General features: G+C 42.5%; 8 protein-coding genes. All 8 read left to right on the top strand.

Going from position 1 to position 12,093, the window contains the following annotated elements:
- The coding region (locus ADI76_RS10175) for an SspB-related isopeptide-forming adhesin (protein WP_049516313.1) at positions 1-1,468 on the top strand (1,468 nt) is incomplete at its 5' end.
- 514 nt (positions 1,469-1,982) lie between these two features.
- The gene (locus ADI76_RS10170) at positions 1,983-2,849 is read left to right on the top strand and encodes an ABC transporter permease (RefSeq protein WP_049516312.1); all 867 of its coding nucleotides are present in this window, start codon (positions 1,983-1,985) and stop codon (positions 2,847-2,849) included.
- On the top strand, positions 2,846-3,610 hold the full coding sequence (locus ADI76_RS10165; RefSeq protein WP_045759962.1) for an ABC transporter ATP-binding protein: 765 nt from the start codon (positions 2,846-2,848) through the stop codon (positions 3,608-3,610). The genes ADI76_RS10170 and ADI76_RS10165 overlap by 4 nt, the downstream gene beginning before the upstream one ends.
- A gap of 866 nt (positions 3,611-4,476) precedes the next feature.
- Complete coding sequence (locus tag ADI76_RS10160; protein WP_049516310.1) at positions 4,477-5,019, top strand: hypothetical protein; 543 nt, start codon at positions 4,477-4,479, stop codon at positions 5,017-5,019.
- A gap of 203 nt (positions 5,020-5,222) precedes the next feature.
- Positions 5,223-6,884 (top strand): ribonuclease J, encoded by a 1,662-nt coding sequence (locus tag ADI76_RS10155; protein WP_049516307.1) that lies wholly within the window; start codon positions 5,223-5,225, stop codon positions 6,882-6,884.
- Between the two features lie 69 nt (positions 6,885-6,953).
- A complete protein-coding gene (locus tag ADI76_RS10150; RefSeq protein WP_049516305.1) occupies positions 6,954-7,736 on the top strand; it encodes an alpha/beta hydrolase in 783 nt (260 codons plus the stop codon).
- A gap of 169 nt (positions 7,737-7,905) precedes the next feature.
- Positions 7,906-9,363 carry a glutamate--tRNA ligase gene (gene gltX, locus ADI76_RS10145; protein ID WP_049516302.1) on the top strand — a complete coding sequence of 486 codons (1,458 nt, stop codon included), beginning with the start codon at positions 7,906-7,908 and terminating at the stop codon, positions 9,361-9,363.
- 237 nt (positions 9,364-9,600) lie between these two features.
- The coding region (locus tag ADI76_RS10140) for an accessory Sec-dependent serine-rich glycoprotein adhesin (RefSeq protein WP_049516300.1) at positions 9,601-12,093 on the top strand (2,493 nt) is incomplete at its 3' end.

Here is a 12,093-nt window from a genome sequence, read left to right as displayed (position 1 = left end):
AGATTCAGAAGGTAAGACTCTTGAAACTGTAAGCAATGATGCATCTGGTAACGTTAAGTTCTCTAAACTTGAATTCAAGAAAGAACAAGTAGGCGAACACAAGTTCACAGTTGAAGAAGTGAAGGGTACTGACGGAACTGTCACTTACGATGCGATGAAAGCAGTAGTAACTGTAGAAGTTAAACATGACGGAACAGCGAAAGCTCTCATCACTAACGTAACAGATCCAGCAGACAAAGAGTTCAACAACCGTGTAACACCTCCAGAAACTCCAGAATTCAACCCAGAGAAATACATCTTGAACGAATCTAAATTCGATCTGACAGGTGTGAAACTTCTCGATGATGATAACGAGCTGGAACATAAAGTTGCGGACACCAATGCGAACCCATATGTGGACGGTACTGCCAACAACGAAGCTCAAAATATCAATACGAAGACACTTAAGAAAGGTGATAAAGTATACTACCAAGTATGGTTGGATACAACTAAATTCACTGAAGCACACAATATTCAATCTGTAGGTGTGACAGATAAATATGACAGTGCAAACTTGACTGTCAACGGAGCTGATATTAAGGCATACGACTCTGTAACAGGAGAAGATGTAACAGCTAAGTTTGATATCAAGGTTGAAAATGGTGTAATTACTGCAACTTCTAAAGCGGACTTGACTAAGTCACTTGGCGATGCAGAAAATACACAAGTTATCGACACAACTAAGTTGGCCTTCGGACGTTACTACAAGTTTGAAATCCCTGCAGAAATTAAACAATCTGCTCAAGAGGGTGTGGATATCGAAAATACAGCTTCACAAATCGTACACCAATACGATCCAACTAAGAAGACTGTAGAAAAACCAGAAAAACCAACTGAAAAACGTGTAGTCAACATTCCAGTTAAGGTACAATTCCAATTCACTAAGAAATTGGAAGGACGCACATTGAAAGCTGGTGAATTCAGCTTCGTTCTGAAAGACGAAAAAGGCAATGTGATCGAAACTGTGAAGAATGATGCGGCTGGTAAGATCACCTTCTCAAATCTTGAGTTCAAACGTGGTGAAGAAGGAACTCACCTCTACCATGTAGAAGAAATTCGTGGTACAGATTCTAGCGTTGTTTACGATAAGATGGTTGCGACCGTTGGTATCGTGGTGAATAAAGAAGGTAAAGTATTAGTAGCTACTACTAAGTTGCCAGAAGATACAGAGTTTAACAACACTGTTATTCCGCCAACAACACCACCAACAACACCGCCTAATACACCACCAACAACGCCACCAACTCCTCCAACACCACCAACAACACCACCAACGACTCCTCCAACACCACCGACACCAACAACTCCACCAGCTCCAGGACTTCCTAACACTGGTGAAGAACAATCAGTATCAGCTGCATTGTTAGGTGCTGCACTTGGTATGGTTGGACTCGCTGGACTTGCAAAACGCAAGAAACGTGAAGACTAAAATTGAGGAGACATCGACATCTTTGTTGATGAGGCGACAATTTTAGATCTAAGAAGAGGCTTTGCTCGAAAGAGCAGGGCCTCTTTGTTATGGAAAATAAAAAAATATACAGGTAAATAGTAAAATTTTTAGAAATTCTGTAACTAGTTTCAGAAAATTTTCATTGACTTGCAGATGATAAAACAGTATACTAGTAAAGTAATTTGATCTTTCAAACTGCCGGCAACAAGGGGAATGAAGCCACTTTGAATTGGAATTACAGTAGGGTTTGGGGTGGTAGAACTTCACACCCTTATTGTCGTCAGTTACCCTACTAAGACCAGACTTGTGAAACAAACACAGGTTTCTTTTTTGCATAATTATAAAAGCTTATAGAACCCTCCTGCTCCATATAATCAGGAGGGTTCCGTTTTATTTTTAAAAAGCTGGTGATCCAAGAAATATTGTGAATTTCCTATAGGTTCTCTTCCATATTTATGTTACAATTAAACTACTACTATCGAAGGGAGAAACTATGATTAATTCAATTGTTTCACAAGGTTTGATTTGGGCTATTTTAGGATTGGGAATCTTTATGACCTTCCGAATTCTAGATTTTCCAGATATGACGACAGAAGGGTCCTTCCCGCTTGGAGGAGCGGTGGCGGTGACCTTGATTACTAAAGGGGTCAACCCACTCTTTGCGACGCTGGCTGCTATTGGTGCAGGATGCTTAGCGGGCCTTGCGACGGGCCTTCTCTACACAAAAGGGAAAATCCCCACGCTTTTGTCAGGGATCCTTGTGATGACGTCCTGTAACTCGGTTATTCTCTTTGTCATGCAGCGGGCTAATCTGGGACTTTTGGGCTATAAAAAAATTCAGGAATTTCTTCCTTTTGCCAATGGGTTCAATGAGATCCTGATTGGTTTAATTTTCGTAACGCTTGTGATCCTTGGTTTGATCTTCTTCTTGGATACACGCTTGGGTCAAGCCTATATTGCGACAGGGGACAATCCAGACATGGCCAAAAGTTTTGGGATCAACACCGACCGGATGGAATTGATGGGGTTGGTCATTTCAAATGGGATTATTGCTCTTTCTGGTGCACTGATGGCCCAACAAGAAGGCTATGCAGACGCTTCACGTGGGATTGGTGTCATCGTTATCGGGCTTGCCAGCCTCATTATTGGAGAGGTTCTCTTTTCAAATGTCACCTTGACAGAGCGCTTGCTCAGTATTGCAATCGGTTCAATCGCCTACCAATTTTTGATTTGGGCCGTGATTGCGCTTGGCATCAATACCAGCTATATCCGAATCTTCAGTGCCTTGATCTTGGCTATCTGCCTGATGATTCCAACCTTTAAGGGAAAAATCATGAAAGGAGCGAAACTCAGTAAATGACAGCAATTGTAGAATTAAAAAATGTAACCAAAGCTGTGAGCAATGGGATGAATGAAGAAAAAGTCATTCTGGATGATGTCTCCTTGGAAATTCGAGAGCATGATTTTATCACGATTTTAGGGGGCAATGGAGCTGGGAAATCAACCCTCTTTAATACCATTGCTGGGACACTTCCAGTTAGTAGCGGGAAGATCTATATTCTAGGGGAAGATGTGACCAACTACTCTCCTGAGAAGAGAGCCAAGTACCTATCTCGTGTCTTTCAAGATCCTAAAATGGGAACAGCGCCTCGCATGACAGTAGCGGAAAACCTCTTGGTAGCGAAGTTTCGCGGAGAAAAACGTGGTTTGATTCCGCGTCACTTGGCAAGCTATAAAGAAGAGTTTCAGACAGTTCTTGCTAAGATCGGCAATGGCTTGGAAAATCATATCGATACAGCAGTTGAGTTTCTATCAGGGGGGCAACGTCAGGCTTTGAGCTTGTTGATGGCGACACTAAAACGTCCAGAACTTTTGCTATTAGATGAACATACTGCAGCCTTGGATCCGAAAACCAGTCAGGCCCTCATGACCTTGACGGATGAGTTTGTGAAACAAGATGCTCTCACTGCCCTTATGATTACCCACCATATGGAAGATGCTTTGAAATATGGCAATCGCTTGATTGTTATGAAAGATGGACATATCGTCCAAGATCTCAATCAAGAAGAAAAAGCCCAAATGGCCATCGCAGACTACTATCAATTATTTGAGAAAGAATAAGATACAAAGCCCGTAAAATGCAAAGTGAAGATAGGAAATTCTTGCAGTGAGCCATGCTCACAAGAGAATTTATCTTTTTCACACAGCATTTAGGGCGTGTTCAATTCGTGTAATGGCAAGTACTATGGTACTTTGCCTACACGCCTCACTAACTCCTCAGGTGGATAGTATCGATCCACCTTCGTCCTGTCGCGTTCCGCTAAGATACAAAGCCCGTAAAATGCAAAGTGAAAATAGGTAGTAGGACAGAAGCGATATCACTTAGATTGTTTTATGTGGAAGTAGTTTGTCTGCATGCTAAGTTAGAGACCTTGCTCTCTAGCTTTTTCTTTTTCTTAAATCATCTATAAAACCACATAAAAATAGGAACTAGTTTCAGCTGAAATCGCTTGCAATTACTCAGGTAGGTGAGTATAATATAGTTAGAAAGATGAAGAAGGGATTGATACCAATGCCTTATCGAGTTAAAATTTAGGTTACTTCGTTTTAGGCCTGTTTTGCTGATAGCTGTTCATGCTCTTATCGTAAAAGAGCAGTTATGTCGTGTGTGTCGGATCGGTTGGACGGTCGGGCAAGCCTGCTTAGTTTGTCCGGAGACATAAGAAAACGTGGAAATAGTAGGTAGAAGCTTTTTATAAAGGTTTTCAAACTTCAATGCGTCCAGTCGAAAGCTCATAAATTTAGATTTGGGATAGCAAAGAAAACCTCTGGTATTTTACACAAATACTATTAAATGAAATCAACATCATAAACATTGTTTTGTTAGCCAATAGGTTAATTGCACCAAGTCAGCGAAGCAGACCAGGCCTTCAGTCCCGTAAGACTGGAGGCCATTTTTTATAAAATACCCAGGAGGAGGTGAGAGTATGGGATTGTCGTATGCGCAAGAATATAGTTGTCGTGACCATTTTCGGCAAAGAGCTTTTGAGCGCTTTGGCGTAGATGATCAGCACCTGAACAGGTGGATCAACCAACACCTCCCCTCCCTCTCTCCTTATGATAGTAATGTGGTTCAACCAGCTAATACAGAAGCCTATGTAGCCAGTGATGGTGTCATCTTTGTCTGCAATATCAAAAGTCGGGAATTTATCACCTGTTTTAAGGCGGTTAATTACCATGAGTCTAAGGAAGAAGAGGAAGCTTATACGGACATTCACGACAGCAATGTCACTTCTTTCAAAAAAGACATGAACCACTTGGTCAATCGCTATCGACTCAAGGAAGCCAAGGAGCTGTTTGAAAACATTGGGGAGGATTTGGATGACTTTTATCGCCTTTCCCAAGCGGTCAAAAACGGCCAATTGAGCGAACGAAATAGTCAGCGCCTAGAGGAATTGCTGAGCAAATTCCATGTGATCAAGGCAGCCATGCGGATCATTGAAAATAAACGGGGAGATTATCATTTTTAGGGTCTTTTCCCCCTAAAAATAGGCGCCTAGAAGTCCTCTCATCTACTTTAGATGAGAGGACTTTTTTGCCGTGGAAAGCTTTTTGAAAAAAAGAGAAAAAAATTGTATAATAAAGTGGATATGCAAGTATTTGCAAAGCTGTAATTCGACTTGGGTGACCAAGGACCGTAAGTATTAAAATAATCACACTAAAGGAGACAACAGTGAGTAGTATTAAATTAGTTACTCTTGGCGGTGTTCGAGAAAATGGAAAAAATCTCTACGTTGCCGAAGTGAACGATTCAATTTTTGTCTTGGATGCAGGTTTGAAGTATCCAGAAAATGAGCAACTTGGGGTGGATGTCGTCATCCCCAACATGGATTATCTATTTGAAAATAAGGACCGTATTGCGGGTGTTTTCTTGACCCACGGTCACGCGGATGCCATTGGGGCTTTGCCTTATCTTTTGGCTGAAGCAAAAGTCCCTGTATTCGGGACAGAGTTGACCATCGAGTTGGCTAAACTCTTTGTCAAAAGCAATGACAGTGTTAAGAAATTCAACGACTTCCATGTCATCGATCAAAATTCTGAGATTGATTTTGGTGATGCCGTTGTATCTTTCTTTCAAACTACCCACTCCATCCCTGAAAGTATCGGGATTGTGATTGGCACTCCTGAGGGCAATATTGTCTACACAGGGGACTTTAAATTTGACCAAACTGCCAGCGAGTCTTATGCGACGGACTTTGCTCGCCTAGCTGAGATTGGACGTGAGGGTGTGCTTGCCCTCTTGAGTGATTCGGCCAACGCGGATAGCAAGATGCAAGTTGCTAGTGAGCAAGAAGTGGGCGATGAAATCCTGGATACCATTGCGGACTGGGATGGTCGTGTCATCGTAGCGGCGGTAGCCAGCAACCTTTCTCGGATCCAGCAGGTCTTTGATGCTGCAGCTGGGACTGGCCGCCGGGTGGTCTTGACAGGGTTTGATGTGGAAAATATCGTCCGCACAGCCATCCGCTTGAATAAATTATCTCTTGCCAACGAAAAACTCTTGATCAAGCCAAAAGAAATGAGCCGTTTTGAGGATCATGAATTGATCATTTTGGAAACAGGCCGGATGGGTGAACCGATCAATGGTTTGCGTAAGATGTCGATTGGTCGTCACCGCTATGTGGAAATCAAAGATGGGGACTTGGTCTACATCGTCACAACGCCGTCTATTGCCAAAGAAGCAGTGGTGGCACGTGTAGAAAACATGGTCTACCAAGCAGGTGGAGTTGTCAAATTGATCACGTCAAGCTTGCGCGTATCTGGTCATGGAAACGCGCGGGACTTGCAGTTGATGATCAACCTTCTTCGTCCTAAATATCTCTTCCCAATCCAAGGGGAGTACCGTGAATTGGATGCCCATGCACGAGTGGCGATGGAAGTCGGTATCTTGCCTGAAAATATCTTTATTCCAAAACGCGGATCGATGATGGAGTATGAAAAGGGGGACTTCGTCCCTGCCGGTAGCGTCTCAGCAGGAGATGTCATGATCGATGGGAATGCTATTGGTGATGTGGGCAATATCGTCCTTCGTGACCGCAAGGTCTTGTCAGAAGACGGGATCTTTATCGTGGCGATCACGGTGAACCGCAAAGAGAAGAAGATTATTTCCAAAGCGCGCGTGCACACCCGTGGTTTTGTCTATGTTAAGAAGAGTCGGGATATTCTTCGTGAAAGTTGCGAATTGGTCAACCAAAGCGTCGAAGATTATTTGACACAAGATAGCTTTGACTGGGGTGAGTTAAAAGGTTTGGTACGTGACAACTTGTCTAAGTTCTTATTTGAGCAAACCAAACGCCGTCCAGCCATCTTACCAGTCGTGATGGAAGTAAAATAATAGAAGAAATGAAACGCTTGGCGGGCGAAGGCTTGCCGAGTGTTTTTAACAATAGAAAGAGGAAAGCAAATGGCAGTTATGCAGATTGAGTATTATTCAGAAGCTTTGAAGATGGAGTGGGGGGTGTCCGTCCTTTATCCCGATGCATCGCGCGTGGAAGATCCAGCGGATACGGATATTCCTGTTCTCTATCTCTTACACGGGATGAATGGCAACCACCACTCCTGGTTGAAGCGGACCAATGTAGAGCGCATCCTGCGCAATACCAATCTGATCGTGGTCCTACCCAACACCAATAATGGCTTTTACACCGATACCCAGTATGGCTACAACTACTACACGGCCATTGCAAAAGAATTGCCAGAGACCCTTTCTCGCTTCTTCCCGAATATGACTAAGAAACGGGAGAAAACCTTTATTGCGGGTCTATCCATGGGTGGCTATGGCTCAATGCTCTTGGCTCTCAAGACAAATCGTTTCTCTCATGCGGCTAGTTTTTCTGGTGCTTTAAGTTTCCATGATAGAGACTTTGAAAACAATGACTTGGAACAACCAGCTTTTTGGAAGGGAATTTTTGGAGAGATTGAGGATTGGACGACCAGTTCCTATTCGCTAGAGACTGCTGCCAAGGAGTTTTCAGATAAGAAGACCAAACTATGGATCTGGTGTGGGGAGCAGGATTTCCTTTATGAAGCCAATAATTTTGAAGTCAAGGAATTAGAAAAGTTAGGCTTGGATGTCACCTATACCCACAGCCCAGGTAAGCACGAATGGTTCTATTGGGAACGTGAGTTGGAGCACTTTTTACAAACTCTACCAATCGACTTTGAATTAGAAGAAAGACTAAAATAAGATACAAATAGATTGGATATCAGTCAGAGCATTTGTTCTGGCTTTTTTTATATATAGGAAGAAAAGCTAGAAAGGCCACTTATTCATTTCAGTCCTGCTTTCTTTGTGGTATAATAGGAACGATTGAAAAATGAGCTAGAAATAGCGAACAAGATAAGAGGAGAGAAATATGGCAAAAGATATTCGTGTGCGTTATGCACCAAGTCCAACAGGGCTACTACACATCGGAAATGCTCGTACAGCTTTGTTTAACTACTTGTATGCGCGCCACCATGGTGGAACCTTTATCATCCGTATCGAAGATACGGACCGCAAACGTCATGTCGAAGACGGAGAGCGTTCCCAGCTTGAAAACCTGCGTTGGTTGGGCATGGACTGGGATGAAAGTCCTGAGACGCACGAAAACTACCGCCAATCAGAACGTTTGGAACTCTATCAAACATACATCGACCAACTCTTGGCGGAAGGAAAAGCTTACAAATCTTACGTTACTGAAGAAGAGTTGGCAGCTGAACGTGAACGCCAAGAAGCGGCAGGTGAAACACCTCGTTACATTAACGAATACCTTGGCATGAGCGAGGAAGAAAAAGCTGCTTACGTTGCAGAACGTGAAGCAGCGGGTGTGATTCCAACGGTTCGTTTGGCAGTGAATGAGTCTGGTATCTACAAGTGGCATGATATGGTCAAAGGCGATATCGAGTTTGAAGGTGGTAATATCGGTGGGGATTGGGTCATCCAGAAGAAAGATGGCTACCCAACTTACAACTTTGCCGTTGTGATCGATGACCACGACATGCAAATCTCTCACGTTATCCGTGGAGACGACCACATTGCCAACACCCCAAAACAGCTCATGGTCTATGAAGCCCTTGGTTGGGAAGCACCAGAATTCGGTCACATGACTTTGATCATTAATTCTGAAACTGGTAAGAAGTTGTCTAAACGGGACACTAACACCCTTCAATTTATCGAAGATTACCGTAAGAAGGGCTACCTTCCAGAAGCAGTCTTTAACTTCATCGCTCTTCTTGGTTGGAACCCTGGTGGGGAAGACGAAATCTTCTCTCGCGAAGAACTCATCAAGCTCTTTGATGAACATCGTCTCAGCAAGTCTCCAGCTGCTTTCGACCAGAAGAAAATGGACTGGATGAGCAATGAGTATATCAAGAATGCGGATCTTGCGACTATCTTTGAAATGGCCAAGCCATTCCTCGAAGAAGCAGGTCGTTTGACAGACAAGGCTGAGAAGTTTGTAGAACTCTACAAGCCACAAATGAAGTCGGTGGACGAAATCGTTCCATTGACAGACCTTTTCTTCTCAGACTTCCCAGAGTTGACAGATGCAGAAAAAGAAGTCATGGCTGGTGAAACGGTTCCGACTGTACTTGAAGCCTTCAAAGCGAAATTGGAAGCCATGTCAGACGATGAGTTTGTGGCAGAAAATATCTTCCCACAAATCAAAGCGGTTCAAAAAGAAACTGGGATCAAAGGGAAGAATCTCTTTATGCCAATCCGTATTGCCGTTTCAGGTGAAATGCATGGTCCTGAATTGCCAGATACCATCTATTTACTTGGACGCGAAAAATCCATCCAACACATTGAAAGTATGTTGGAAAAAATCAGATAATTATCAGAAAAGTCCCTATTAAATGGGGCTTTTTGTTTTACCTCTAAAGTAAAAGCATTATAGGATTTTTTCAAAAAATTGCCCCGGTTTGACAAATTGATCCTACTGAAAACGATTTTATTACTATCTAAAACAAAAATTATAAAAAAATAGCAATAATTAAGGATAATTGCTTCCAAAAATCGACACATTAGTCTATAATGTAAGGGAAATAAAAAATGTAATAAGGAGACAGAAATGTTTTTTAAACGTTCGAACGGTGAATTCCGTGAAACGGATCGTGTGACTCGTTTCAAATTGATCAAATCAGGTAAAAACTGGTTGCGTGCTGCGACTTCTAACTTTGGTCTTTTGAAGGTCATTCGTGGTCAAGTCGAAGAGACTGTTGTAGCTGAAGTGCGTGAAGACGCAGTATCAGTGAAAGAAATGACAAGCCGTGGCTTGCTCAAAGGGATCGTAGCAGCAGGGGCTGTTCTTGGTGCAGCTACAGTAGCGAATACTGCCAAAGCAGATGAAACAGGATCAGACGTTGCGACTGCATCTGAGCTTTCAAGTGAAGCACTTGTAGAACAAGGAAGTACAGTCCTTGGAACAACATCAACAACAGAATCTCAGTCTGAATCAACAACAGCATCAACAACTGAGTCAACTACTGAATCTCAATCTCAATCAACAACAGAATCAGCTAGCGCTTCTGCCTCAACATCTGTAAAAGTATCAGCATCTCTATCAGTTTCATTGAGCGAACAAGGTTCAGCAGAACTTTCAGCAGCTTCAAGCGAATCAACTGTAGCAGCTGGCTCTGAAGCAAGTGTAGAAAGCACTACAACAGTAGCGAAAGCTGAAGATAAAGTTGTTTTGGAACAAAACGCTTCAGAAGCAGCATTGTTGAACAAGATTGCAGGAGACTACTCAGCAACTGTTTCAGCTCCAGAAAAGAAAGCAGCACTTGATGCTGCCATCGCTAAAGTTCAAACAGAATTGACAGCAAGCAACAGCTTGATCAACGCTAATGCTTCAGCTCAATCATACGCAGACCAACGCGAACGCTTGAGCAAGTCAGTAGATGACATGATGGCAACCTTGACTGCAGCAGGCTTTACTGGTAATACAACAGTGAATGGTGCTCCAGCCATTTCAGCACAGTTGGCACCAATTTCAACAAGCACTACTGGTAGTGTAGATACTAATCCAGTAATCTCAAATGCGAACGGTGCAACGATTGAAGATGCAGCCTTCAACGAAGCTGGCTATGCTTTGGATCCAAACGCTGATCGCTTCACTTTTGGTGTATGGCAATTCCTTAAAACTAACCACGCTACTGGAGCTAAAACAAACTTTGATTATTATGCTACTCTTTCAGTAGACCGTTCTGCAATCACTGGTAGCCTTTCAGCTAACCCAGATGTTTACTTGCGTATCGTTAAGAAGTCTGATGGTTCAGAAGTTTACACTCGTACAATCAAAGCGGGAGAAAGCAATATCTCACTTCCAAGCTACATCACAAACAACAACTCTGATGTAACCAATACTTTGACTTACACAGGTGCTAACGGAACTAATCCAGGTAACGTTACCTTCTCATTGGTAAATGCTAACCTTGAGTATGAAACACTTCAAATCCGTGATACTAACTACCCAGGTAACCAAGGTGAAGACAAACAAAACGTTCAAACTTCTGTTCCTTATGCTAAAGCTGATCAAACAACTTACTATAAAGTCGTTGACAGTAGCAAGTACACAGAAGGTCAAACATACACACCAACTGGAAATGAAACAGTTCTTGCAAGCTATACTCAAACAGGTCTTGCAGGGCAACAATTCACAGCCTCAGGAAATCGTGATGTTGCTGGTTACAAACCTGTAGCTGCCACAACAGATACAACTCAAAAAACATCTGGTATCCTTGGTAAGGGTGTTGTTGGACAAAAACTTGTCGAACTTCAAGGTGGAGCAAACCACTACTACGTGAAACGTATTTCTGAAATCGTTGATACTGATGGCTCAACTGTAACGAAATTCTACGCCCTTGATCCATCTCAGGTTAACAATTTTGCTACATCAGATATTGGTACTGAAGATGTATCTAAGTACACACTCATCTATACAAGTAAAGTTAACAAAGCTGGTGAAGAGTGGAAGGCTGATGAGACAAAAGTTACAAAAGTAAACAGCAAAAATGGTGACTACTATATTGAAGTCAACGAAACAGCTGGAAGTAAATCACTCATTATCACTGGTTGGCAGTCTGCTACTGAGACAGATACTTATAAACAAATGGACGGAACTCTACACACTTATCCACGTCCATTCAAAGGTGCTCCAAGCACATCATTGACACCTGCGGGTGCTGGTAACAACAGTTACAATGTCATTGCTGGTAAAGTTCCAGAAATCCAAGCAGAAGGATCTGTAGCAAATGATCCTACAGCTCCAAACGGAAAAGTATACTCTGAGTTGAAGGGTTATTCATCATTCTCAAACAACTACTCAATTCCAACTGCGATTAAACCATCAACTGATGTAAACTATTACTTCGAGAAGATGAATGATTCAGAGTCTGCTTCTCAATCGCAATCCTTCTCAAACTCTGCATCACAATCTGAATCAGAAGTGGTTTCTAAATCACAATCAGTGTCACAATCTGAATCAGAAGTAACCTCTAAATCACAATCTGTATCAGAATCAGAAGTGGTTTCTAAATCACAATCAGTGTCACAATCTGAATCA

It is taken from the genome of Streptococcus parasanguinis, assembly GCF_001074805.1.
GTDB lineage: Bacteria > Bacillota > Bacilli > Lactobacillales > Streptococcaceae > Streptococcus > Streptococcus parasanguinis_A.
This window is presented reverse-complemented; position numbering and strand designations above follow the sequence as displayed.